Source organism: Streptomyces sp. NPDC056161 (assembly GCF_042268025.1).
Classification (GTDB): Bacteria; Actinomycetota; Actinomycetes; order Streptomycetales; family Streptomycetaceae; genus Streptomyces.
This window is the reverse complement of sequence record NZ_JBHJUV010000018.1, coordinates 117343-141743: the sequence shown is the minus strand read 5'-3', so window position 1 is coordinate 141743 and position 24401 is coordinate 117343. Positions and strand designations below refer to the sequence as shown.

Here is a 24401-nt window from a genome sequence, read left to right as displayed (position 1 = left end):
GCCACCATTTTGATGATGTGAACAACCGTACCCAAAGCCGTCAGCGATTCCACGCAGCGAACCGCCGTGAGACGGGTGACATCAAGCGCCCCGCTCGAAAGGTGACCAGGGGGCTGCAACCCGGCCACTCCCGGTCGGGTACGAGGCTTCACGGGCACGCCCGATCCGCACTTGCCCGATTATCCCGGCGCAGGAATCGTCTGGGCTCCTCTCCAGCAAGCCGTCCGGCCCTCTGTCAATGCCTGCCGCATCTCGGGAGAACCTCAGGAAGCTGCTGACTGCCACACCAAACTGGTGTTTACTCAAATAATCCAGGCCGCGTGTCGGCTTCAATGACCCAGGCATACGTGTGGTTATATCGTGACAGCGAAGGTGACGGCGACGGCGAACCGGTCAGCGCACCCACCGCCACCGGCCATCTGGCGGCACGATCGCCCAGCCCTCCTCCCTCCTCCCCCATTTCAACCCCTACCCCTCCGATTCCCGGGTTATGGCAGAAATCTACTCCACAGCGGGGGAATACGTTTCATGACAGAAAGCAACGAAAATGCGCGTGCAAGGCGGCCTCGCAGGAACCTGAGCAGGCGACACCTCCTCCAAGGGACAGCGGGCACCTTCGGTGCCGCTCTGGCATCCGCCGGCATCTACAAGATGATCGACACCATGGCAAAACCACCGGACCGGCCCGCTGTCGCCGACAGCCCGCCCATCCAGGAACAATATATCCTGCAGAACGAGCAGGTGGTCATGGTCGATGGCTCAGGCGTGAAAAGCAGCAATGGCACGATTGCGGTCCGGGTACCGACCCTGCACAATCATGTCATTACCGCCAGGCTGAATGTGCCGACGAATGCCAAGGCGTTGCAGGAGGCACAGGACCATCTAGAGTCCGCCCTCCTGGATCTGGAACGCCATTTTCCGCCTACTCCCACAGGAGTGGCCACCACGGTAGCCTGGGGACTTCCCTATTTCCACCACTACATCCCGACCCTGGGCAGGGCGTCGGACTTTTTCAAGGCAGGAACACGTTATCCAGCATACCTGCCGGTCGATTTGGCGACCTCCAAACTGGAGGGCCGTACCGTATATTCGCTGCAGGAGGCCAGGACGTTCCCCAGCGACCAGCCTCCGCCTGGCTTCGGGTCGATCCGCTTGGAACAGAACGACGTGGCTGTGCTGCTTCGCAGTGACTCGCTCGCCAATATCACGGCAGCCAGCAACGCTCTCTTCGGGCATGGAAGCAACCAGGCGGGCAGTTTGTTCAAGGTGACGAGCATCCGCCAAGGCTTCTCCGGGGGCGGTTTCTACGGGCAACAGGGCCTACCGAGCAAGCTGGCGCTGGCAGCTGATATCCCGGGTGCACAATCGATTCCTCGGCAGGCGCAGGGCTTTCTCGGCTTCGCCACCACCCTGGAGTCGAATATGGGACCCGACAACATCGCGAATTTGGAGACCCTGCCCGGTCTCACCGATCAGTGGCCCAACGGTTACTTCAAACAGGGGACCACCATGCATCTCTCGCACCTGTTTCAAGATCTGGTGACCTGGTACGAAAAGAACTATCCTCGGTACGCGGATCGCGTCCAGGCGATGCTCCAACCCGGCCTCTCGCCCGCGCCGGCGCCCGGTACGTTCGCCCTCCAGCCACCGGGACAAAGTGAGGCCGAAGTGGCGAAAGGTGTCCAGCGGTACCACGCATACGGCCACACTGGGAGCATGTCGCAGGTGGACAGCACCACATCGCCGATCACCAGCAAATACGGGAAATCCTATCCCACGGGGACGACCATCCCCGTGCGCGGCGATTTCGACACGCTGGACAATCCATTCCACTACACATCCGATCCGACGGCAGACCACTACAGCAAGAAGCCGGCGGCCGGGTTGCACTTCATTCAGTTCCAGCCGACGACCGCAATCTTCAATGTCGTTCGGCTCTCCATGGACGGCCACTATCCCGACATGACACTCCCTATCGCACCGCGCAGCCCCCACGCCGGCATCAACTCGGTCCTGAACACGACCCACCGGCAGAACTACCTGGTTCCACCACGTCGTCATCGTTCTTTCCCGCTCGCCGAGTTCCTTGTCTGACACGAGCCGCGCGCTGCGCCCTCAGGGCTGTCGCAAGGTACCGCACCTCTGTGGAGACACCTCGCGACCCGACTGTCCTCCGACCCCGCCCGCCACCCCGCACCTTGGGCCGCCCACCGGCCTCGTCAGCAACCGCATTGCCTTCGGGTGAGCTGCTTCGGTCGCGTCAGCCGATCGCGCGAAGCGTGCCGCCGGGTTGGCGGCGAAGCCGCTCCACGGCCTGCGCCGTCGTCTCGTCGGCGGCCGATTCGGGCCCGTCGTCGCCTCCTGGGTCGCCGAGCAGGGGCGCGCACACGGCTGGTGCGATGTCGAGGTCGTCGACCTCGCCGACGTCGAGATCCCGCTGTCGTTGCCGGCGGTGTCACCGAAGGTCGCCGGCGACTCCTACCCGCGCCCCGAAGCAATGGCGCCCCTGACGTCCCGCCTGGCGCACGCGGACGCCTTCATCCTGGTCACACCCGAGTACAACCACAGCTACCCCGCCTCGTTGAAGGCCGCCATCGACTGGCACTTCACCCAGCGGACGGCCAAGCCCGTGGCCTTCGTCAGCTACGGCGGCGCGGCCGGAGGCCGTCATGCCGTCCTGCACCTGGAGAACGTCCTCACCGAACTGCACGCGGTGACCATCCGCGACGGTCTGGCGTTCCCGAACTACTCCACCGCATGGCAGGACGGGCAGCCACCGGGCCCCGAGGCGCCCGGTCATGCCAAGACCCTGCTGGACCAGCTCGCCTGGTGGGCCGCCGCCCTGAGCACCGCACGCGACGCCAGTCCGTACCCGGTCTGAGCCTGGCCCCGTCGGCGTGCCGGGAACGCAGCAGCACCAGGTGTGAAAACCGCCGAGGTGCGTCCTGATCTCACCAAGGGTGGCTGCGAACTCCCGCCACTGGGCGCAGATTGAGCGCGTCCCGTTCACCCTGGCACGCGACCGGGGCATCGCCCCCGAGACCCCCCTCCTGAAATCCCGGCCGGTCGGGCAGGGTGCCGGCTTCAGGGGCGGTCAGGTTCGTCGCAGGCAGTCCAGATGAGGCGGCGGGCGAGTTCGCCGGTGCGCCGGGCGGGGCCCTGGGGGCCGAGGACGGTGGCGGTGACATAGACACCGTTGAGGACGAGGATCAGTTCGTCGGCGAGTTGCTCGGGGTCGGCGGCGCAGGCGTCGGCCGCGCCGAGGCCATGAGCGACCTCGCGCACGTCACCGTCCATGAGATCGGACCCGCCAACCTCGACGGCCGCTTCGACATCACCCTTGAGCAGCAACTGCTGCGCGACCACGAGCGGATCGTGTGGCAGTTCCCCTGGTACTGGTATTCCGTCCCCGCGGTACTCAAGGCACGGATCGACCAGGTCCTCACCCACGGCTTCGCCTACGGCAGCAGCGGCACCGCACTGCGCGGCAAGACCCTCCACCTGGTCACCTCCACAGCAGGCCGGAAGCCTCGTGCGCTTCTGTCGATCCCACCTCCCGTTTCACGATGACCCAGTTGCCGGCGCCCCTCGACGCCACCGCCCGGCTGGTCGGCATGCGTCTCGCCGAGCCGCTCGTTCTGCACGGCGCCCGCACCGTCTCCGACGAGAACCTCGCCGCGCACGCCGAGCGCCACCGCGAGCTTCTGTGCACCCTCCCGTGAGTTGCCCTGGGCTCCGCTGAGCGGACCTGAGTGCATGGCCAGCGGGTCTTCCCTCGTTCGCGCGCTCGCCGACTGGTGACGGAACTTCGTGACTCTTGAAGCGTGCTCACCCCTCTGACCGTTCTGCGACCTGATGGAAGGCGCTGCATCAGATGCTGTCCCGCCGGTGGCGTGCCAGTCCCCCGCGTCCTGACCCTCCCCTGCTCCAAACCCGGAGCAGGGGAGTCGGTCTCAAGCGCAGAGCGTCAGGGCTCTCCGGAGCCTCGGGCGGATCCTGTCACGGGCGGGGTTGCAGCAATTTGCCGAGGATGCTGGAGAGTTGTCGGCGCTCCGTGGGGCTGAGGGCATGGAAGGTCCCGCCGAGGAACTCCGGCACGGCATCTTCAGCCTGGGCGAGGAGTTGCCGGCCGGAATCGGTGATGGTGACGGCGTACGCGCGGCGATCTGCGACGTCCCGTTCACGACGTGCGTGCCCTGCCTGTTCAAGGCCGTCACAGATGCCGACCATCGTCTGGCGTGGACAAGCCCGTCGGCCGCAAGCGGGCGCCGGTCGTCACTCGCGTTGTCGAGCGGCTGGCCACGGCACTCATGGCGCAGGCGGGCCTGTCACTCATCACCACGACGTTCACCGAAGGCGCCCGGAGCAACCGAGCGCTCGGCGTCCGCGCCCTGGCCGGCGCCACCGGATACAGCGGCGGACACATCGGATCGGAGCCGGGATCGGCGTGGCCCCGCCGGTCTCGCTCATGGCCGCCGGCGGGTCCGGGCTCCACGGCTGCCGACTCGCTTTCCTGGCGGCCGGCCGTTTCTCGCTGCTCGGCGCCGTCCCCGCGTCCATCGGCCTGCACGCCCGCGTCGGCCACGAGGCCAGGCCCGTGCCCGAGTCCTGCCCGCACCGACACCACCCGACACCGAGGAGGCTCCTGTGACCCTCGATCTGACTCCCGACCAACTGCTGTCCACCACCCGCGCGGTGCGCAAGCGCCTCGACCTGGACCGCCCGGTACCACGGTCCCTGATCGAAGAGTGCGTGACCGCGTTTCCATCGCGCTCACGTCTCCGTAGCGGGCAAGCACGTATGCCTGCATGGAGTTACCTGCTTCGCCGTGTTGCGTGGTTCGGCGCCGTCGCGCGGTCACGCCGAGCATTGCGTGGACGGCGGCACGGACCCGGTCGGCGACGTCCTCCGGGACCGAGGTGTCGAATTCTTCCAGCAACTCGCGCGCCGCACGCAGACAGGCGGCCCGCAGGTCGCCGTGGTGGTACGAGCCGCGCGCCTACAGGTCGGTTACGAGGAGCCGGTAGCCGGCATCGAGTGTCTCGCGGTCGAGCAGGTCGGCATGGCGTTGGTGCCACCTGCCGGTGGACAGGTCGTCGGACAGCCGGGCCAAGCCCGGCCAGATGACTTCGTCGCTGATCTGGGCGAACAGCGAGATACCTGCCCGCACGTGGGGATCGAGGTATGCCTCGGGCCGGCGCCAGAAGGCGGCGAGGAATCCGTCGGTGCAGTCGTGCGGGACGGGAACGGTCTCCGTGCGGGCGCCTCCCAGCAGTGTGGCGAGGCGGTCGACGCCGATGGCTGGTGTGTCGGTGCACGCGGCTGCCTCGGGCAGGTACTCCTCCAGCAGCCAGAACCTGTGGTTGATGTCGGGGTCGAAGGTGAGGACGACGATCCGCTGCCGGGCGATGCGGCGCAGTTCGCCGATGCCGGCTTCCAGGTCGCTCCAGTGGTGCACGGTCAGGAGGGCCATCACCGCATCGGCTGAGTCGTCGGCGAGGGGGATCAACTCTGCGGATGCTTCCAGGGCCGGCGCGGATCCGGCCGGGCGCTGGGCGATCATCACTGAGCTGGGCTCAACAGCCTGGATCGTTTGCGGCGGTTCGTAGGAGCCGGTGCCGGCTCCTACGTTGATCACGGTGGTGGCATCGCCGAGGGCGTGATGGATCCTTGCGGCGATTCGGGGATCGGGTCGCCGGGTGTCAGCGTAGGTCGCACCGATACTGTCGTAGGTTGCCACGTGACACAGTATGCGCTTCCCGCGCGTGGATCGCCGGGCTGGAGAAGGAACTTGCCGCCGCGGTGATCCGCGGTACGCGCCTTCTCCCCCGCATACGTGTCGGAGCCCATGGCGCCGACCACGTTCGGTAGGTGTCGCCGCGGAGAGCATCTGAGCCCTGCTCAAGGAAGAGACCGGCACCCGCACCTGGCCCGGACCAGCCACCGCCCGCGCCGAGGTCTTCAACTTCGTCGGGACCTTCTACAACCGCCGCCGGCCGCGCAGGTACAAGACCTTCGGCTATCTCACCCCGGCCGAGACCAGGCAGCGGAGCGTCGCCCGGTCACCACCGGGACGGCGCCCCTCGTCAGGGCAGTGGTGCGCCGTCTGCCACGGCAACGTCACGTCGGCGGTCGCCGTCGCGGTGAACTGGGCCGGTTCACCACCGGCTGTGCCAGTACAGCGCGTTCATCGCCACTCGTAGGGGCGCGGCACCATCCCGCCGGCTTCCCCAGGCGCCACCGTTGTTGGTGTAGCGGAGTGGGAACGCGCCGGCTCGGCGGACCGTACGCAGCCGGCTGTGGTGGAGGTCCGCTCGCTCCGAGTACCGCACAAGGTGCTGTGCCCCGACGTCGGTGGGGGCGCCGTTCCCCATGTCACCCGTCGCGTATCCGGTCGGCGCGGCACGGATGATGAGCCCTCCCATGGAATGCCCGACGAGGTCGACGGTCTGCTCCTTGGCGGAGTACATGTCGTGGATCTTCCACGCCAGCCCGCGCCCCAGATCCTTCAGGGACGTGTCGACGGCACCCTTCCTTCCCGGGTCGACAGCACTCGGCTGCCCCGGACAGTCCGGACGTTGTCCGGCCTGGTCAGCCTCTTGTCCGAAGCCGGAGCCACCGGTGGACTGCTAGACCAGAAGGGCGTCCGACATCGCCGTGGATCGTGCCGCCAGCCGGCCCCGCGGAGGGCCGCCGACTGACGTTCTCATGGCAGACGACAGGGGGGCTGGGCATCGCTTCCGTCGAGGGCCGGCCCCTGGACGGAAGGCCAGGGCGGCGGCCGGTCCTCGGCCGCCGCTGCCCCTCTCGAAGCCTGTGGCGGGCACGACCCGTAGGGGAGCCAGAACCACAACGCGCGTGCATGGCCAGGCAGGCTCACCGGGTGACATGCGTGAGGTGGGCGCGTACCTGGTCCGCAGCATCCAGGTGCGCCTCGCGGACGACGTAGCGGGTGATTCCCCAGCGGCGCCGGTGCTCGGCCATCGCGGCTGCGATCTCCTTCACCGTGCCGATCCAGGCGTAGGGCGAGGCGAGCACGTCGGCCGGGTCGCACTGGAGGCGCCCGGCGATCCCGTGCGCCGCGGCCTCGGCGTCGTCGGTGATCTCCACCAGCTGGACCAGCGCTTCGCGGGCCGGGGCGGCGGCTCGGGCCGAGGCGCCCTCCTCGATCAGGGCGACCTGGCGATCGATGTCCCCGCCGTTCCAGCGCACCTCGTGGGTGCGGCCGTCGGGCAGGGTGCGCCCGAGTCCGCTCAGCCCCACCACGTCCGCATGCGCCCCGGCCCAGCGCAGCAGGGCGCTGTTGCCGCCTCCGAAGGTGAACGGCACCCGGTGCTGGACCGGGCGTGGGCTGCTGAGCCGGGCCTCGCGGGCTCGTGCCTCGGGGCCGTCGAGGGTGACCGTCTCACCCGCGAGGAGCGCACGGCATGCCTCGGCCACGACCCGGAAACGCCGCACGCGCCCCTCGTTGTCGGGCCGCTTCCCGCCCAGCATGTCCCATTCGGCCGGGGTGTGGCCGGCGCCCAGGGCCAGACGCGCGCGTCCGCCGGAGACCAGATCCAGGGTGGCGACGTCCGACGCGAGCAGCAGCGGCTCGCGGACGCCCGCGTGGGAGACGTAGGAGCCCACGCCCAGGCGTTCGGTGACCGCCGCCGCGGCGGCCAGCGCGACGAACGGGGAGGCCGCGGTTCCCGGGTGGTCGGCCACGAGCAGCGCGTCGTACCCCCCTGCCTCGGCGCGTCGGGCCAGAGCGGTCCAGGAGGCGGCGTCCCGCGGCTGGGCCTGCACGGAAACGGTCGGTGACTGCATGTCAGAAGGCTAAGCCGCGGGACCGGACGGGCGGAGACGATTGCGCGTACGGCGAAACCGTCCACGCCCACGGTGGTGGGTCAGCGTGCTGTGGCCGCATCCTCCGGGACCGGTGTCTCCGTGCCGACGGGCCGGGCCAAGCCGCGCAGTGGGCGGTTCATGAGGACGTAGCAGATGAGGACCACGTACAGGCCGCCGAAGATCCCCAGCGTGGCGCGGAGGCCGATGTTCTGCGCGAGCCAGCCCGTGGCGAAGATGCCGACCGGCGCGGCGGCGAAAGCCATGGCCATCACGGCGCCCCAGACCCTGCCGAGCATGTCCGGCGGGGTGGACCGCTCGACGACGCCCGTGACGAGTGGGTTGACCGGGCCGCTGGCCAGCCCGATGGCGAACGAGACCACCAGCATGATCCACAACCCGGGTTCGGCGACCATGACCAGTCGGGCGGCGCAGATCAGCGCGAAGCAGCCGACGAAGGTCCCCCAGCGGTTGGCCAACAGCCTTCGGCTCGCCGGGGCGTAGGCGAACGATCCGACGACCGCTCCGATGCCGTTGGCCGCCAGCAGCAGTCCCACCGCCCGTTCCCCGCCCAGCAGTTCGCTGCTGTATACGGGCAGCACCACCGGAGTCAGCGCGTCGTCCAGGAAATTGGTGCACACCACCACGCTGATGATGGCGGCGAGTACGGGGGTGCGCAGGATGTAGCGCGCTCCCTCGGTGGCCTCCCGCACCAGGCCCGGACGAGCCACGGCCGCGCCGGCCTTCGTCTCACCGGCCTCCGCCGCTTCGTCCTGCCGCGCCGACCCGCCGTCCGGCACCGCCATGATGAGCAACGCCGAGGCGAGGAACGTGCCCGCGTCGACATAGAGCACGGCGGTCGGGCCGGTCAGGCCCGCCATCAACGCCGCCGCCGGCGGGCCGACCACGAACGCCACGCGCTGCGCGGAGGAGAACAGCGCGTTGGCGGTCTCCGGCCGCACCTGACCGCGGGCGGTCACCCGTGGCAGCAGGGCCAGCCGGGCCGCGGCGCCCGGCGCGTCGGCGAGGGTGCGCAGGAACAGCAGCGCCATCAGCGCCGGCAGGGCGAGACCGACCGTGCCGTGCAGCAACGGCACGGCGGCCATGCACGCCCCGGCGGCCAGGTCGGCGACCACGCTGGTGCGCTTCGGACCGACCCGGTCGGCGATCACTCCCCCGGCGAGCCCAGCCACGATCATGGGCAGCGCGTTCGCGAACCCCGCCGCTCCCGCCTGTGTGGCGCTGGAGGAGATCTGCAGCACGTAGAGCGGCACCGCGACCAAGGTCATGGTGTTGCCGATCCAGGACAGATAGTTCGCCGTCACCAGTGCGGTCAGGGGCCGCCTGTCACGGGCGGTCGTCGATGTCATGCGCTTTGGCTCTTCTTCTCTCGGGTCAGTTCCGCAAGCATGCGGTTCACTTCGTGCAGGGACATGCCTGCCGTCGAGGGCGGCTGGGAGCCGCGCTGCCGGACCAGCCGGGTGAACTCCTCCGCGGCCGTGGCCGCCACGGCCCGCACGGCCGTCCCGTCGACCGCGTCGGGGTTGAACTTCCAGGTGAACACGGCCTCTTCGCCGTCGTACTCGAAGAGGACGGCGACGGCGTGGTACCGCGTGGCGTCGTCGTTGCCCGACGGGCCGATCTGCCCGGCAACGGTGAACAGCGGGCCGTCATCCGTGTCCGGCCGGCCGGTCAGCAGCGCGCCCAGGTAGTTGAAGGACAGCTCGGCCCGTCCCCACCCCGCGACCGTGCGGCGTACGGCCGGGTCGGCGGACCAGCGCAGCGCCAGGTAGCCGTTGCCCCCGTCCGGTACGGCGTCCAGGGCTCGGCCGACCTGCCGGAGGTGGTGGCCGGGGTCCTCGGCGAGAGCGAGGCGGACCGGGTGGGCCGTGGCGTAGAAGCCCACGGCGTGTGCCGGGTCCCAGTCGTCCACGAGCGGCAGTTCGCGTCCCGGGCCGATGAGGTCGAGTACGACGTCCCCGCCGCCGAACCAGGGCCGGGCGGCGCGGGAGACCGCTGTCAGCGCCTCGGTCTGCCGGTCCGCGGCGCCGGCGCCCGGCGGGATCGCCGCCCTGACCCGATGCGTGGTCTCGCCGCCGATCCGGTCCGGCCGGCCAGTACGGCAGCCGAGCGGCCCGACGCCCTCCACCTGGCTTCGCCAGTAATCGCGTTGCCCCAGCACGTCGTGGTCGCGCCACGCGGCCACGTGCACCGAGGGGTGCGAGGTCTCGGCGATCGGCCGGGTGCCCCGGTAGGTCCGGTCGAGGTCGTCCACCAGGATCTGCCAGGACAGGCCGTCCACGACCAGGTGGTGCGCGGTCAGTACGATCCGGTCCGGCGGGCCGGGGATCAGGGACGCCGCGAACAGCGGCCCGTCGCGCAGGTCGAAGGCGGCCCGGTGGGCGGCTGCCACCCGGGCCGGATCCGTGCCCGGTACTTCGACGCTCCACAGCCGGCTGCCGGTGGCGTCCGAGCGCCAGCCCGTGTCGGTGCGCCGGAACGTCGAGCCCAGGCCCGGGTGGGCGGTCGCCACCCGTTTGACGACCACGCGCAGCCACTCGGGATCCATGGGCCGGCGCGCGGTGAGGACGAGGCTGTGCGCCCACAGCTCCGGGTGCGGCAGGCCGCCCTCCAGCAGGTCCTCCTGCTCGGGGCTGACCGCGCCCTCCGCCTTCGGCGTGCCGTCGGGGACGTCGGCCTGCTTCGGCCGGACCAGGGCCAGTTGACCGCGCATGGTGGGGGCACGGAACACCTGGCGGGCGTTGATGGCGAACCCGGCCCGGCGCAGCGCGTGGGACAGCCTGATCGCCGTCAGGGACGTGCCGCCGCACTCGAAGAAGTTGTCGTCCGGTCCCGGCTCGGTCGCCAGCACCTCCCGCCAGACCTCCCTGATCCGGTGCAGTTCCGCGGGCGGCGGGTCGGCCGGACCGGCTGCCGAAGGCGCCGCGGTGACCGCCGGGGCGGGGGCGGGTGCCGCCACGCGGGTGCGCAGCGGTTCGCCGGGCCGCTGCACGAAGACCCGCACCAGCTCCAGCAGGCGGTTGACGAGCCGGTCGACGGTGGCGGCGGTGAACAGCTCGGTGCGGTACTCGAACCGCCCGTACAGCCGCTCCCCCGCCCGCCACCAGCCGACCGTGATGTCCATGGGCGAGACGCCGTCCTCCACCTCGATGCCGTGGACCTCGGCGTCGGGTACCTGGACCACGGTGTCGTCGAAGTCCAGGACGAGGTGCATGGTCTGCAGCAGTGGATAGCGGTCGAGGCTGCGCTCAGGCGACGCCGCGTCGACGATCTCGCTGAAGGGCACTTCGCGGTGGTCGGCGACGGCGGCGGACGCCTGCCGTACCACTCGAAGGATCTGCGCCGGAGTCGGGTCGGCGGGAAGCTTGGCGCGGAGCGGGACGTTGGTCAGCAGGAAGCCGATCAGGTCGTGGGTCTCGGGCCGGCCGCGGGTCGCGCTCGGCAGGCCGACGACGATGTCACGCGATCCGGTCTCCTCGTGCAGCAGGCTCACGTAGACGGCGAGCAGCGCGTCGGACAGGGTCAGCCGCCGGGTGCGGCACATCGCGAGGAAGGCGGCGCTCAGCTCGTCGTCGAGCCGGAAGTAGTGGTGCTTGCCGTCGTGCCCGCTGTCTTGCAGGGGCGCGTCGTAGGGCAGCGGGAGGTGCGGGGGCACGCCGTCGAGGTACGTGCGCCAGAAGTCGCGCTGCGCCTCTTGGCGGACGCCGGTGAAAAGCCGGCGCTGCCAGACGGCGAAGTCCCCGTACTGGACGGCGAGTTCGGGAGCCCGCGACCGGCGGCCCTCCCGGGCCGCCGTGTAGTGTTCGAGGAGTTCGCGGTTGAGGCGCACGAACGACCACTGGTCGGTGACCGAGTGGTGCATCGTCTCGATCACCTGGTAGTCGTCGTCGGCGGCCCGTACGACGACGACCCGTAGCAGTCCCCCGGTGGCGAGGTCGAACGGCCGCCGCACCAGCGTGCGTACGGTCTCCGCGACGCCGTCCGGTTCGGCTCGCAGGTCGACGAATTCCACGGGCGTTTCGAACTCGTCGCTCACCCGCAGCACCGGCAGGTCGTCGCGGACCTCGATTCGGGAGCGGAGCAGTTCGTGGCGGCCGACCAGTGTCGCGACGGCCTCGCGGAACGCCTCTTCGTCGAAGGCGCCCTTGAATCGCAGGCCGGTGCTGATGTTGTACGTGTGCCGGCCGGGATCGAGCTGGTCGAGGATCCAGATGCGCTCCTGGTCCAGGCCCAGGGGGGAGACGGAGCGGTCGCCGGTGCGCCGGGTGAGCACCGGCTCGGTGGCGGGGCCCTCCTCCCCCGCCCGCAGCCTGCGCTGCAGGGCGGCCCGCTGCTGGGGTGTCAGCCGGGCCAGCCGGTCTGCGACGGTGCGCGGTCGGGTCACGGTCACTGGCTCCTGTCCCTGTCGGCGGATGCGGGTCGGGCGGCGGGCAGCAGCGCGGCCAGCCCGGGGAGGCCGTCCAGCACATCCTGGGCCGGCAGCCCGAAGTCGATGAGGCAGCCCACCTCGTCCGCGCCCGCCTCGGCGAGCCTCGCCAGCACCGCGGCGGCCTTGGCCGGTGTGCCCAGGAGCGAGGGGCCCGCCAGATAGTCCTGGAAGGCGGCCTCCAGCAGGACGCGTTCGTCGCCGCCGCCGGTCTGCGCCCGGTAGGAGGACAGGTAGTCGTGGAGCGCGGGCCGCAGCTTCGCCTCCAGACCTCGCTCATCGCTGACGTGCGCGTGGGTCATCACCACGACGTCGCCCCGGCCGGGATGTCCGGCGTCCTGCCAGGCGGCCCGGTACCTGGCCACGTTGTCGCGCAGCTGCCGCAGAGTCTGCCCCAGCAGCGCGGTCATCACGCCGTACCCGGCCGTGCCCGCCGCCTGGAAGGTCTCCGGGTTCCCGGCCGCCGTGATCCACACCGGCAGCTCGGGCTGCACCGGGCGCGGCTGGGTGACCACTGGCGAGGGGGTGCCGGTGGTGCTCGGGAAGGTCAGCCGCTCGCCCGTCCAGAGCCGCCGTACCTGCTCGACGGTGCGCATCAGCGTTTTCTTGCGCTCGTCGTAGGGCTCCTGGGCCAGCACGAAGTCGTCCGGGTGCCAGCCGCTGGCGAAGGAGACGCCGACCCGGCCGCCGGAGAGGTTGTCCACCACCGCCCACTCCTCGGCGATGCGAACCGGATGGTGCAGAGGGGCGGCGACGCTGCCGGCCCGCAGCCGCAGCCGCCGGGTCCTGACCGCCACCGCGGAGGCGAGGACGGAGGGGTTCGGATGCGAGCCGCCGAAGTCCACGAAGTGCCGCTCCGGGAACCACGCTGCGTGGAAGCCCCGCTCGTCGGCGAACTCGCAGGCTCTCAGCATCATGGCGTAGTAGTCGGGGCCCGCGAGGGCGCGGGCCTGGGGGAAGAAGTACAGGCTGAGGCGGACCGGTGGCATCTCGCCCGGCGGTCCGGGAACGTGCGGGGCGTGCCGGGCGCGTTCCCGCAGCCGGAGCCGGAGAGCTTCGCGCTGCTCGGGGGTCAGCTGTCCGAGTCGTTCGTCGATGCCGCTCATGCCTGTCCTTCCCCTTCGCCCTGTGTCTCGATCTCGGCCAGCAGTTCCAGCAGCTGGGCGTCGTCGCGCCCGTCGAGGAGCTCGTCCACGCGCGCTGCGAAGTCGCCGAACGTGGAGTGCTCGTACAGGTCCTGTAGGCGCACCTCGACCAGCAACTGGTCGTTGACGACGGAGATGAGCTGCGCCGCCTGGAGCGAGGTGCCGCCCAGTTCGAAGAAGTTGCCGTCCAGGCGGATCGCCGGACCGCCGAACGACTCCTGCCACAGGGCGGCCAGCAGGTCCGGCGTCCCTCCCGCCTCGGAACCATCCGGCGCGGGCCCGGCGGCGGACGCTCCTGCGGCAGCGCGCCCCGCCTGCTCCGGCCGGGCGGTGGCGGGCTGGGGCGCAGCCGGCTGGGCTGCGTGGCCGTCCGGTCCGGTGGCCGTCCAGTGGCGGGTGTCGGCGAACGCGTAGCCCGGGATCCGGGCCGTGCCTGCGGGCGGGGCGACGAGGACGTCGGTCGCGCAGCCGGCCGCCCAGGCGGAGCCGAGTGCGGCCAGGTGTGCCGTCGCCTCGTCGCGGGTGCCGTCGCCGAGCAGTTCGGCTATGACGGGACGGTGCCGCGCTCCCCGGGTGGCGCGTCGCAGTTGAGAGGCGAAGGTACGTCCCGGACCGGCCTCCAGTACGACACTCGGTGCCGAGCGCAGGAGGGCCTGCACCCCGTCGGCGAAGCGGACGGTGCCACGTAGCTGGCGGCCCCAGTAGGCGGGGTCGGTGGCCTGCGCCGCTTCGAGCGGTGCTCCGGTGACGTTGGACAGCACCTGCTCCCGTGGCGCGTGCAGCGTGAGGGTGCTCACCACGTCGGTGAACGCCTCGGCCGCCTCGGTCATGGAGCGGGAGTGGAAGGCGTGCGCGGTGTGCAGGCGGCGGACCTTCACACCCTTGGCACGGCAGCGGCGCTCCACCTCCGTGATGTGCTCCGCCTCCCCGCCGAGGACCACGGTGTCGGCGGCATTCACCGCGCACACGTCGACCGGCAGCCCCTCTGCCAGCTCCCTCGCCGTGTCCTCACCGGCCAGGACCGCGGTCATCGCACCGGCCGGCGCGCGGCTCATCAGCCGGCCGCGTTCGACCGCCGCGGCCGCCCCGTCCGCCTCGGAGAAGACACCCGCCCAGGTGGCGGCGACCAGTTCGCCGACGCTGTGGCCGAGGAGGAGGGACGGCGTGACACCGCGCCGCCGCAGCCCGTGGAGCAGGGCCAGTTCCACGCTGAACAGCAGCGGCTGGACGGTGTCGGTGCGCAGCCAGCGCGGGTCGTCGGCCGGCCAGGTCCAACAGCCCTCCAGGTCCGGGCCGCCGCAGGCGCGCACCAGGGCCCGCGTGTATCCCCAGTCGCGGGCGAAGTCGGCATCGGCGGCGAGCAGCCCCCGTCCGGTACCGGCCAGGCTCGCTCCCTGGCCGGGCAGCAGTACGGCGACGGACGGGTCCGGCACCGCCTTCGCCACGGCCGACGCCGACTCCAGCGCGTCCGCCAGCGCGCCGCGCGCCGCCGCCTCGTCGACTGCCTCGACCGGGCAGACCCAGCGGTGGGGCAGTCGGCGGCGGCTGTGCCAGAGCGTGCCGAGGACCTCGCTCACCGGCACCGTCCCCTCGCGCACCGCGGCGGAGAGCCTGGCCGCGGTGCGCTCCAGCGCATCCGGGCCTGCGGCGGAGAGCACCGCCAGACCGCGCCCGGACCAGGCCGCGGCCGGCTCGGGAGCCCGGGGAGGTTCGGCAAGGATCACGTGGGCGTTGGTGCCGCCCAGTCCGAAGGAGCTGACCGCCGCGTACCGGGTGCGCTCGCCGGGCCAGGGCTCGGCCTGTCGCGGGAGGCGGAACCGATCCGACCCCAGGGGTACGTCGGGACCGTCCCCGGGCTGCGCGGGGACCGGCGGGATCACCGCGTGCTGGACGGCGAGCACCGTCTTGATCAGGCCGACCACGCCCGAGGCGGTGTCGGTGTGCCCGATGCCGGCCTTGACCGCTCCCAGCGCGCACGGTTGCGCCGCGTCGCCGTAGACCTGGGCCAGCGCCGCCAGTTCGACCTGGTCGCCGAGTTCCGTGCCGGTGCCGTGCGTCTCGATGAGACCGATGTCCTCCGGTTTGCGGCCGGCGACCTCCAGTGCCTCTTCCAGGACCGCCGCCTGGCCCCGGGGGCTGGGCGCGACCAGGCTCATGCGGTCCGCGCCGTCGTTGTTGACCGCGCTGCCGAGCAGCACAGCCCGGGTGCTGCGCCCGGCTTCCTCGGCCCGGCGCAGCACCACCACTCCGGCGCCGCTGGCGGGCACCGTGCCGCGGCTGCCCTGGGTGAAGGGCCGACAGCGGCCGTCCGGGGAGACCACGTCGCCCTCCTGGTAGGTGTAACCCGCGCCCGGCGGCAACTGGACGGTGACACCGCCCGCGATCGCGAGGTCGCACTCGTAGGTGAGCAGGCTGCGGATGGCGACGTGGACGGCGACCAGCGAGGTGGAACAGGCGGTCTGGACCGTCAGTGCCGGGCCGGTGAGGCCCAGCCGGAAGGCGAGGGAGGTGGCGAGGTAGTCCTTGTCATTGCCGAGGGAGATCTGCTGGCGGCCCGCGGCACGGCTCAGCGTGGGATCGGTCTCGACGTAGCGGTGCTGATAGCCGCTGTCGCCGCAGCCGAGGAAGACTCCGACCCTGCCTGGATCGCGCTCGGTGTCGACGCCCGCGTCCTCCAGCGCCTGCCAGGCGACTTCGGTGATGACGCGCTGCTGGGGGTCGGTCACTGCCGCCTGGGTGGGGCTCATGCCGAACAGCTCCGCGTCGAAACGGTCGACGCGGTCGATCCCCCCGACGCCCAGGGTGCCGTCGTCCAGGACTCCCGGCAGCGCCACGTGTCCGCGGATCACGTTGTCCCAGAAGATGTCGGCGTCCACGGCTCCGGGCACTCGGAGGGCCACTCCGACCACCGCCACCGCGTTCTCGGGTGTGCGCATCTGCGTCCGCCTCGATTCCTGGTACCTAGAGGGTCGATGAGGGCCGTCGGCCGGCGCGCCAGCCGCTCAGGGCGCGGGAGCGGTCACGGCCCCGGGACGCGCCCCGAGCCGCGGGTCCGCCGGCCTCGGCGGCACCGTCGAGGTGTGCCGCGAGGGTGCGCACGGTGGTGTGGCGGAACAGTTCGCCCGCCGTGAGACCGGGATGGCCGGCCCGCAGCGCCGCCAGGACCCGCAGCACCCCGTGCGATGTGCCGCCGAGTTCGAAGAAGGTCGCGTCGTGGTCCCCGACGGGCCGGCCCAAGATCGTCTCCCACACCTGGCAGAGGCGTGCCGCGGTGGATCCGGCCGCCGGGGGCGGCGGCCCGGCATGCGGTTGCGGCCGGTGGCCGGCCGCCCATCGCGCAAGGGCGTGGCGGTCGAGTTTGCCGTTCGGCAACTGCGGCAGCGCGGGGACGCGCAGCCATACGGCGGGGACCACGGCCGGAGGAAGCCACGCCTCGGCGTGCGCACGCAACTCCCTGAGCGGGCCGGGTGCCAGCGGGCCGGGGGGCTCGTCGGCATCCGGCGGTCCTGCGTCCGCGTGCGCACCGTCCGCTACGAACGCCACCAGATGGGTGGAGTCGGCGTTCGGGGCCACGGCGGCCCCCTGAGCGCCCCCCGCGCGCAGGGCCGCCTCCACCTCTGCCACCTCGATCCGCTGGCCGAGGATCTTGCACTGTCCGTCCCGCCTGCCGAGGAACCGCAGTCCGTCCGGGCTGTCGAGCACGACCAGATCCCCGGTGTCGTAGCCCCGTCCGCGGCCCGCGCCGAGCGACACGAAGCGCTCGGCGGTCAGCTCCCGGCGGTGCCAGTACCCCTCGGCGACGCCCAGGCCGCCGATGACCAGCCGGCCGGGGCACCCGGGCGGGAGTCGGCGGCCCAGTGTGTCCAGCACATGGCACGACTCCCCCGGCAGGGGCAGCCCGATCCGGACGGCCGTGCCCCGGGTGACCCGCCAGGTGGTGGACCACACGGTGGTCTCCGTGGGGCCGTAGCAGTTGACCACGGGCCCCGGGACGGTGGCGGCCAACTCGTCCGCCAGGTCGGGCGCGAGGGGTTCGCCGCCGATCAGCAGGGCGCCCAGCCGGCCGAGCAGGGCGCGGCCCGCCGGGTCGGCGAGCAGCAGCCGGGCGACGGTGGGCGTGCACTGGTACAGCGCGCCGACCGGTACGTCCTGTTCGGCCGCCTGCCGGTGTCCGGTCACCAGGACGGTGCGCCCCCGGGTGAGCGGCCACAGTAGTTCCAGGACGCTGATGTCGAAGGACAGACTGGTGCCCGCGACGGTCACCGGTGCCTCGGGCAGGGCCCGGTCGCAGGCGTCGAAGAGGCCGGTCAGCTGGGCGTGGCCCACGACGACGCCCTTGGGCCGACCGGTCGAGCCGGAGGTGTGGACGACGTACGCGCGCCCGGCGGGGTCCGACGGGGCGGTGCCCTCGGCAGCGCCCTCGGCCCCTGTTTGCGGGCCGACGGCACCGGATTCCGGTTGTGCGTCGCCGGTCCCGGGCGCGATGGCGAGCAGGGCGTCCATGTCCAGGGGCAGGACGCCGGGCGTCTCCCGTAGCGTCTGCGGCAGGTGTCGGTCGCTCAGGACGACGGCGGGAGCGGTGTCCTCGACGATGAAGCGCAGCCGGTCGGCCGGGTACTCCGGGTCCAGTGGCACGTACATCGCGCCTGCCTGCCACGTGGCGAGTACGGCCACCACCAGGTCCGTGCCCCGCGGCAGGCAGATGCCCACCCGGTCCCCGGGCCGCACACCGTGCTCCTCAAGTGAGCGGGCGACTGTGCGGGATCGCTGCGCCAGGGCCGCGTAGTCGAGCGTGCGGCCACCAGCGGTCACGGCGATGGCGTGGGGGGTGCCGCGGGCATGGCGGAAGACGAGTTCGTGCACCGGCCGCGGGTCGGGGACGAGGACGCCGCCGTCGAGCACGGCCAGTTCGGCCGACTCCGCCTCACCGAGGAGCTCGACGTCGGCGAGCGGGCGTACCGGGTCCTCGGTGAGCTGCCCGAGGAGACGGGCGACATGGTCCAGGGTGTTGAGGGCACGTTCCGGGGGCAGGGCGCCATCGCGGTGGACGAGTTCCAGCCGCATCCCGCCGTCGGGCAGATGGCACAGGGCCAGACAGCAGTCGTACTCCGCTTCCCCGGTGCTCGTCTCGCCGATCGTCCAGCGCAGGCCGGCCGCCTCGGCCGGCGGCACCGGTACGGTCTCGGTGCACAGGATCTGGGCGAGCGGCTTGCGGCCGTGCTCCCGGGCGGCGTTCACGCCGGTCAGGATCTCCTCGAAGGGCAGTTCCGCGTGGTCCAGCGCGTCCAGCAGTGCGTCCGTCGCCCGGTCCACCACGGTCGAGGTGTCCGTCCCGGCCAGGCCGACGCGCACCGGGACGGTGTTCTGCAGACAGCCGATGCGCTGGGCGCCGCCGTCCTTCCGGCCGCTCACCGGGACCGCGAGGACGACGTCGTCCCGGTCCAGGTACCAGGCCGTCACGGCGCAGACGGCGCCGAGGAACTGGGCGAAGGGACTGGCGCCGGTGGTCCGCGTGCGTCGCCGGAGGCGGTCGCAGATCTCCGGTGGCAGGTCCAGGGTGGTGGTCCGTTTGCGCCGACTGGTCGCCGGTCGGGTCCAGGGCAGTTCGGTCCGCTGCGGGCTGCCGTCCAGGTACCGCCGCCAGAAGGCGCGCAGCCGTTCCCGGTCCGTGTGCGGTGCCTGGTCGTCGTCGCCCGGTCCGGCGGCGGACGGCTCGGAGGCGTCGGGATCGGCGTAGGCATGGGTGAGGGCCGACAGCAGGAGGGCCGTGGAATCGTCGTCGAAGACGGCGTGGTGCACGGCGATCAGGCAGTGGGTGCGCTGCGGGCCGACCAGCGCCCGGATCCGGCACAGCGGCCCGCGGCCGTGTTCGAAGGGCACCGCCAGCGCGGTGGATTCCGCCTCCACCAGGGCGTCCGGATCGGCGGTCTGCCGGATCACCGTGTCCACCGCGTCCGGCTCGTGAACCTGCTGGAGGAGTCCGGTGGCGTCGAGGTGGAGCGAGGTGCGCAGCGCCGGGTGGGCGGTGACGACCGCGCGCAGGGCGTTGCGCAGCCGTTCGGGGTCGGCCGTCCCGTCCGCGGTGATTCGTTTGACGAGGGTGCGGGCGGCGCCGCCGTCCTGCTGGTCCAGCAGGAAGAAGCGCAGCTGACCGGGGGTGGCGGGGCGGCTCATCCGGCGTTCTCCCGCTGGATGGCGGTCCTGGAGCGCAGCAGTGCGGTCATGGCCGCCGGGGTGGGGTGGCGGATGACCTCCTTGAGAGCCAGTTCGGGCAGGCCGGCGCTGCGCAGCGCCGTTTTGAGACGCAGGGCGAGCAGGGAAGTGCCGCCGAGTTCGAAGAAGTTGTCGTCCGGGGCGACGGGCGTCTCCAGCATGTCGCGCCAGACGCCGATGACCCGGTCGAGGACGTCGCCGGCGGCGCCGGGAGCGTCGCCCGGGGCGGTGCGGACGTCGGCGTCCAGGTCTGGGGCCGGCAGGAGCGTGGGGTCGAGCTTGCCGTTGGCCGTGAGGGGAAGGGCCGTGAGTGCGGTGACCGTCTGCGGGACCATGTATTCGGGCAGGCGGGCCGCCGCGCGCTGGAGCAGCCCGCTGGTGGAGTGTCCCGGTGCGAGCACCACGTAGGCGTCGAGGCGGGCTTCGGCGGTACCGGTGCCGTGGACGACGACCGCCGCGGCGGTGACGGCGGGATCCCGCAGCAGGGTGTCGCGGACTTCGCCGAGTTCGATGCGGTAACCGCGCACCTTCACCTGCGCGTCCAGTCGCCCCAGGTGTTCCAGCTCCCCGTTCGGCAGATAGCGGGCCTTGTCACCGCTGCGGTACAGCAGGCCGCCGGGCACGTCCGGGTGACGGTCGCGGGTGAAGCGCTCGGCGGTCAACTCGGGCCGGTTGACATAGCCTTGCGCCACGCCCGCGCCGCCGACGTAGATCTCTCCCGCGACGCCGGGAGCCACCGGGCGGCCGTACGCGTCCAGGACGTACACGTCCCAGCCGGGCAGCGGACGGCCGACCACGCGGCTGCCGGTACGGGCGTCGTCGGGTGTGACCGTGTGGGTGGTGCTGTGCACGGTCGTCTCGGTGATGCCGTACATGTTCTCCACGCGCACCGCGGGATACCACTGGAACCAGGGCAGCAGGGTGCGGGTGTCCAGCGGCTCGCCGCCGAAGATCACCAGGCGGACCGAGAGGAGTCCGTGGGCCAGGCGGTCGGTGCCGAGCAGCAGCCCGAACGCGGTCGGGGTCTGGCTCAGGACGGTCACTTCCTCGTCCTGAAGCAGCCGGTGGAACTCCTCGGCGTTGCGGGAGACCGCTCGGGGCACGATCACCAGCCGCCCGCCGGTGAGCAGGCAGCCCCAGATCTCCCAGGCGGAGAAGTCGAAGGCGAACGAGTGGAAGAGCGACCACACGTCACCGGGGCCGAGGCCGAAGTCGTCCCGCGTCGCGGTGAGCAGCGCCGTGACGTTCCTGTGCGTCACGAGCACACCTTTGGGCCGGCCGGTGGACCCGGACGTGTAGATGACGTAGCACGGGACGTCCGGGGCGACGGCGGGCAGCGGTCGTGCCGGATCCCGTGGCCGTTCGGTCACCGACAGCCAGCGGATGTGATCCGGCGTGTCCGCCGGGCGGGACTCCGCGTCGCCGACGACGACCCGCACGTCCGCGTCGCCGACGATGAAGGCCAGCCGCGCCTCGGGGTAGGAGGGGTCCAGCGGTACGTACGATGCTCCCGTCTTCAGCACGCCCAGCAGGGCGACGACAAGGTCGCAGGAGCGTTCCATGCGCACGCCCACCCGGTCCCCGGCCCGTACCCCTGCCTCGGCCAGCGCACGGGCCACCGCGTCGGAACGCTCGTCGACCTCGGCGTAGCGCAGGGCCGTCTTCCCGTCGTTCACGGCGATGCGGTCGGGCGAGCGCGCGGCGCGCCGGGCGAACAGCGCGGGCAGGGACAGTTCCTCGGGGTCGGTGGCGGCGCCGCGGGCAACGTCCATGACGCGCCGCCGGTCCGCGTCCCCGAGGGCGGTCACGGTCGACAGGGGCGCGTCGGGGTGTTCGGCGAAGTCGCGCAGGACGGCCACGAGCTGGCGGGTGAACTGTGCGGCCCCGCCGGGTGAGAACCATCGGTGACGGAACTGGAGCAGTCCCTGCGCGGCGCCCTCGGCCGCCATGTCGACGTAGCAGAGGAGCGGGAACTTCGCGGCGCCCGGGAAGGGGTGCGGGAGCGGTAGGGCGGTCAGTCCCGGCAGGTGGAGGGGCGGCGGGTTCCACATTGGGGCGACTGCGGCGGTCAGCGTGCCGGCGCCGGAGCTCTGGTGGCCGACGGGCAGGATGTCGAAGAGCGGCAGGTCGGCGTCGCGGTAGGCGGCGAGGCTCTGGCGGTGGCAGGCGCGCAGGAAGTCGGCCACGGTGGCGTCCTCCGTGACACGCACCGGGATGGGGACGGTGTTGCTGAAGTAGCCGATGGTGTGCCGTTGCGCGGCCGGCCGACGGCTGACGAAGCTGCCGACGAGCGAGGCGTGAGTGCCGCCGTTGCGCGCGAGGACCAGCCCCACCGCGGCGGTCAGCGCCGAGTAGCGGGTGATGCCCAGCGCACGGGCGGTGTCGGCCAGTTTCCGCCACACGTCGTCCGGGACGGTGAACCGCGTCTCTCCGCCGTCGGCCTCCGCCACGTCGCCGTCGCCGCATCCCCATTCCGGTTCCGTGCCGAGCGGGAGGGCGGATAGTACCGCGCGGCGGTCGGCCGCCCGGTCGGCGCCGCGCAGCGCGGCGTCGGCCGCTGCCGCCGCCCAGGCCGGATAGTCGCCCGGGGTCCTCGTCGTGTCACCGCTGAGCACCTCGGTCACGGCCGTCTCCATGGCGAGGTCGTCGACCACGAGGTGACTGGCGGTCAGGAGGAGGTCGGCGCCGCCGTCCGGGTGGTGCAACAGCGCGCCTCTCATCAGCGGCCCGTGCCGGGTGTCGATCGGGCGCAGGCACTCCTCCAGCCGCCGACGCGCGCCGGCGTCGCCCCCGGCCGAGGGAGGGAGGGTCTCCTCACGCCATTCCGGGGCGGTGTCCGACCGGGTCATTCCGAGTGCCGGGCCGTCGTCGACCAGGCGCGAGGACAGGGCCGGATGCCTGCGCACCAGGGCACGGAAGCGCTCTGCGATCAGCTCGCTGTCGAACGTGCCGGTGAGGCGGTAGGCGGCGACCACGGTATGCAGTCCGTGCCGCTCGGCCAGGGCGTCGGCGAGGTGAACGCCGACCTGGTTGGGCGCCAGCGGCCAGAGGGCCGCGGACGGCCGGTCCGCGGTCACCGGGCCACCGCCTCGGCCGTCGTCCGCGCCCGGCTCACGGCGCGCGACCCGGCGCTCCCCCACGGCGCCGGTCCCTGAGACCCCGTTCGCCCCGAGGCGCCCGCGCCCCGGACCCCGAGCCCGTCTGTGCGGTCAATCACGGCTTGCCTCCAGTCGATGCGTGTCCGGGCAGTGACGGAGTGGGCCCCGTGGCGGGCGGCAGTGCGGTGCGCCCGGCGGGGAAGGCAGGCAGGACACTCGCGGGCGGCGGGCACGGGCGCGACCACCGTCGTGGGCGCAGGCACCCCGCGCGACCGGCCCCGTGGGGACCGCGAGCGGCCCGGCGGGGACCGGATCACTCATAGTCGATCCAGTCCGTGGCCTCGATCGCGGCCACCGTCTCCGCGAGCGCCGCGGGATCGGGCGCGGCTCCGCTCACCGCGGCCACGTTGCCGGCCGCACCGATGCGCCAGTCGACGTTCGCGCCCGGCTCGGCCAGCGGCACCACCCGGTCCACGTGGGGTAGTTGGCGCAACTCGCTCAGGCCGCGCACGGACTTGACCCGGCAGGCGCCCATCGGCGGCACGATCAGATAGTGGAAGACGGCGGGGCCGCGCCCCACCGGATCGGCGGTGGTGTACGGGCGTCCCAGAGCCGCCTTGACCGCGATGTCGGCCGGGACGGTGGCGCCGGCGCGCACGCCCAGGTCGTCGACCCAGGCTCCCAGGCGGCCGTTGACCTCGATCACGCGCGGGCCGTCGGGAGTCAGCTTGATCTCGACGTCCGCGACCCCGTGGACGCCGAGGGCGCCCACCGCCCGGCACGCCAGGTCGGACACCTCCCGGACCAGGTCGTCCGGCACCACCGACTGCCCGCCGTAGGCGCCGCGTTCCCGGAACGGTTCGGCGAGCGCGAACTTGCTGCTGACGAAGACCGGACGGACGTCGTCGCCGCGGGCGACGCAGTCCACCGCCATGTAGTCGCCCCAGGGGGCGTCGACCGGCCGGCCGACCAGCAACTCCTCCAGTACGACCGAGGTTTCGGCCGGCCCGCCGATGCCGCTGAGCGCCGCCGCAACCACCGCACGGCACTCGTCCGCCGTGGCGACGGCGGTCGTGTTGCGGCTCGACGCGCCGACGACCGGTTTGACGATCGCCGGCAGACCCACCCGCGCGATGGCCTCGTCCACCTGGTCGACAGCGGTCACGGTGCAGAACCGGAGGGTGTCCAGGCCCACTTCGGCGAAACGTTCCCGCTGACGGTCCTTGTTGGTGACGGCCTCCTGTAGGGACGGCGCGTGATAGGGCAGGCCGAGGGCGGCGGCCAGCCGGACGGTGTCGGCGATGCGGAATTCGCTGAACGTGATGATTCCGGCGGGTCCGAATCCGCGCAATTCGTCGATGACCGATGCTTCGGTCCGCCCCGCCGTGTTCACCACGCGGCCCAGCCTTTTCAGGACCGGAATCATCTGCTGCGCATGTTCCGTGTCGGCGGCCACGAAAACGACATTACAGCCATTGGTCCGGGCGACCTGGGACAATCGAAGCGGCGCGAGGCTTCCGACATCGTAGACGGCGAGGAGTACCGGTGAATCGCTCAAGTGGTCAATCCTTCCCAAGTGATCGACGGTTCCCCTCCCCGGTCCATAAGGACGAGAAAGGCACCCAGACGCATGAGAGGCGAATTGATCCTAGCCACTGACATCAACCTCGG

The 24401-nt window shown here is 71.9% G+C and carries 17 protein-coding genes and 1 pseudogene; 6 read left to right on the top strand and 12 right to left on the bottom strand.

Annotated features, from left to right (window positions below):
- The first annotated feature begins 651 nt into the window (after positions 1 to 651).
- Both ACFC09_RS18935 and ACFC09_RS18930 read left to right on the top strand, forming a co-directional pair.
- Positions 652 to 2094, top strand: a complete 1443-nt coding sequence (locus tag ACFC09_RS18935) for a hypothetical protein (protein WP_376529472.1) — start codon at positions 652 to 654, stop codon at positions 2092 to 2094.
- 196 nt (positions 2095 to 2290) lie between these two features.
- Positions 2291 to 2881 (top strand): NADPH-dependent FMN reductase, encoded by a 591-nt coding sequence (locus ACFC09_RS18930; protein ID WP_376529469.1) that lies wholly within the window; start codon positions 2291 to 2293, stop codon positions 2879 to 2881.
- A 203-nt stretch (positions 2882 to 3084) separates the two neighbouring features.
- Here ACFC09_RS18930 and ACFC09_RS18925 read toward each other — a convergent pair whose 3' ends face one another.
- Positions 3085 to 3285, bottom strand: coding sequence for a hypothetical protein (locus ACFC09_RS18925; protein WP_376529466.1), 201 nt, complete (start codon positions 3283 to 3285; stop codon positions 3085 to 3087).
- Here ACFC09_RS18925 and ACFC09_RS18920 point away from each other — a divergent pair.
- Positions 3268 to 3570, top strand: coding sequence for an NAD(P)H-dependent oxidoreductase (locus tag ACFC09_RS18920; protein WP_376529464.1), 303 nt, complete (start codon positions 3268 to 3270; stop codon positions 3568 to 3570). The two genes, ACFC09_RS18925 and ACFC09_RS18920, sit on opposite strands and share 18 nt — an antisense overlap.
- Positions 3567 to 3722, top strand: a complete 156-nt coding sequence (locus ACFC09_RS18915; RefSeq protein ID WP_376529461.1) for a hypothetical protein — start codon at positions 3567 to 3569, stop codon at positions 3720 to 3722. Before ACFC09_RS18920 ends, ACFC09_RS18915 begins: the two co-directional genes overlap by 4 nt.
- A gap of 277 nt (positions 3723 to 3999) precedes the next feature.
- On the opposite strand, the gene ACFC09_RS18910 is transcribed toward ACFC09_RS18915, so the two are convergent.
- Positions 4000 to 4230 carry a MarR family winged helix-turn-helix transcriptional regulator gene (locus ACFC09_RS18910; RefSeq protein ID WP_376529458.1) on the bottom strand — a complete coding sequence of 77 codons (231 nt, stop codon included), beginning with the start codon at positions 4228 to 4230 and terminating at the stop codon, positions 4000 to 4002.
- Between the two features lie 217 nt (positions 4231 to 4447).
- Between ACFC09_RS18910 and ACFC09_RS18905 the strand changes: the two genes are divergently transcribed.
- Positions 4448 to 4651 carry a hypothetical protein gene (locus ACFC09_RS18905; RefSeq protein ID WP_376529456.1) on the top strand — a complete coding sequence of 68 codons (204 nt, stop codon included), beginning with the start codon at positions 4448 to 4450 and terminating at the stop codon, positions 4649 to 4651.
- A pseudogene (locus tag ACFC09_RS18900) lies at positions 4648 to 4755 on the top strand (nitroreductase); the annotation flags it as partial. The gene ACFC09_RS18905 and the pseudogene ACFC09_RS18900, both read left to right, overlap by 4 nt.
- Before the next feature lie 244 nt (positions 4756 to 4999).
- On the opposite strand, the gene ACFC09_RS18895 reads toward ACFC09_RS18900, so the two are convergent.
- The 10 genes from ACFC09_RS18895 to ACFC09_RS18850 form a co-directional block, all read right to left on the bottom strand.
- On the bottom strand, positions 5000 to 5740 hold the full coding sequence (locus ACFC09_RS18895; protein WP_376529453.1) for a class I SAM-dependent methyltransferase: 741 nt from the start codon (positions 5738 to 5740) through the stop codon (positions 5000 to 5002).
- A gap of 418 nt (positions 5741 to 6158) precedes the next feature.
- The gene (locus ACFC09_RS18890) at positions 6159 to 6470 is read right to left on the bottom strand and encodes a hypothetical protein (RefSeq protein ID WP_376529450.1); all 312 of its coding nucleotides are present in this window, start codon (positions 6468 to 6470) and stop codon (positions 6159 to 6161) included.
- Between the two features lie 406 nt (positions 6471 to 6876).
- Positions 6877 to 7809, bottom strand: a complete 933-nt coding sequence (locus tag ACFC09_RS18885; protein ID WP_376529448.1) for an LLM class flavin-dependent oxidoreductase — start codon at positions 7807 to 7809, stop codon at positions 6877 to 6879.
- Between the two features lie 80 nt (positions 7810 to 7889).
- A complete protein-coding gene (locus ACFC09_RS18880) occupies positions 7890 to 9197 on the bottom strand; it encodes an MFS transporter (protein ID WP_376529445.1) in 1308 nt (435 codons plus the stop codon).
- Positions 9194 to 12232 (bottom strand): condensation domain-containing protein, encoded by a 3039-nt coding sequence (locus ACFC09_RS18875; RefSeq protein WP_376529443.1) that lies wholly within the window; start codon positions 12230 to 12232, stop codon positions 9194 to 9196. The genes ACFC09_RS18880 and ACFC09_RS18875 overlap by 4 nt, the downstream gene beginning before the upstream one ends.
- A 2-nt stretch (positions 12233 to 12234) precedes the next feature.
- Positions 12235 to 13380, bottom strand: coding sequence for a MupA/Atu3671 family FMN-dependent luciferase-like monooxygenase (locus ACFC09_RS18870; RefSeq protein WP_376529441.1), 1146 nt, complete (start codon positions 13378 to 13380; stop codon positions 12235 to 12237).
- The gene (locus tag ACFC09_RS18865; RefSeq protein ID WP_376529438.1) at positions 13377 to 16355 is read right to left on the bottom strand and encodes a type I polyketide synthase; all 2979 of its coding nucleotides are present in this window, start codon (positions 16353 to 16355) and stop codon (positions 13377 to 13379) included. The genes ACFC09_RS18870 and ACFC09_RS18865 overlap by 4 nt, the downstream gene beginning before the upstream one ends.
- Before the next feature lie 25 nt (positions 16356 to 16380).
- A complete protein-coding gene (locus ACFC09_RS18860) occupies positions 16381 to 19593 on the bottom strand; it encodes an amino acid adenylation domain-containing protein (RefSeq protein WP_376529435.1) in 3213 nt (1070 codons plus the stop codon).
- The gene (locus ACFC09_RS18855) at positions 19590 to 22772 is read right to left on the bottom strand and encodes an amino acid adenylation domain-containing protein (RefSeq protein ID WP_376529432.1); all 3183 of its coding nucleotides are present in this window, start codon (positions 22770 to 22772) and stop codon (positions 19590 to 19592) included. The genes ACFC09_RS18860 and ACFC09_RS18855 overlap by 4 nt, the downstream gene beginning before the upstream one ends.
- Before the next feature lie 271 nt (positions 22773 to 23043).
- Positions 23044 to 24288, bottom strand: coding sequence for an acetyl-CoA carboxylase biotin carboxylase subunit family protein (locus ACFC09_RS18850; protein WP_376529429.1), 1245 nt, complete (start codon positions 24286 to 24288; stop codon positions 23044 to 23046).
- Between the last annotated feature and the right edge of the window lie 113 nt (positions 24289 to 24401).

Bases quoted from the DNA above. Each gene is read 5' to 3' on its own strand.
- ACFC09_RS18935 (WP_376529472.1), top strand. From the start codon at position 652: ATGATCGACACCATGGCAAAACCACCGGACCGGCCCGCTGTCGCCGAC.
- ACFC09_RS18920 (WP_376529464.1), top strand. From the start codon at position 3,268: ATGAGCGACCTCGCGCACGTCACCGTCCATGAGATCGGACCCGCCAAC.
- ACFC09_RS18915 (WP_376529461.1), top strand. From the start codon at position 3,567: ATGACCCAGTTGCCGGCGCCCCTCGACGCCACCGCCCGGCTGGTCGGC.
- ACFC09_RS18910 (WP_376529458.1), bottom strand. From the start codon at position 4,230: ATGGTCGGCATCTGTGACGGCCTTGAACAGGCAGGGCACGCACGTCGT.
- ACFC09_RS18890 (WP_376529450.1), bottom strand. From the start codon at position 6,470: ATGTACTCCGCCAAGGAGCAGACCGTCGACCTCGTCGGGCATTCCATG.
- ACFC09_RS18885 (WP_376529448.1), bottom strand. From the start codon at position 7,809: ATGCAGTCACCGACCGTTTCCGTGCAGGCCCAGCCGCGGGACGCCGCC.
- ACFC09_RS18880 (WP_376529445.1), bottom strand. From the start codon at position 9,197: ATGACATCGACGACCGCCCGTGACAGGCGGCCCCTGACCGCACTGGTG.
- ACFC09_RS18870 (WP_376529441.1), bottom strand. From the start codon at position 13,380: ATGAGCGGCATCGACGAACGACTCGGACAGCTGACCCCCGAGCAGCGC.
- ACFC09_RS18865 (WP_376529438.1), bottom strand. From the start codon at position 16,355: ATGCGCACACCCGAGAACGCGGTGGCGGTGGTCGGAGTGGCCCTCCGA.
- ACFC09_RS18860 (WP_376529435.1), bottom strand. From the start codon at position 19,593: ATGAGCCGCCCCGCCACCCCCGGTCAGCTGCGCTTCTTCCTGCTGGAC.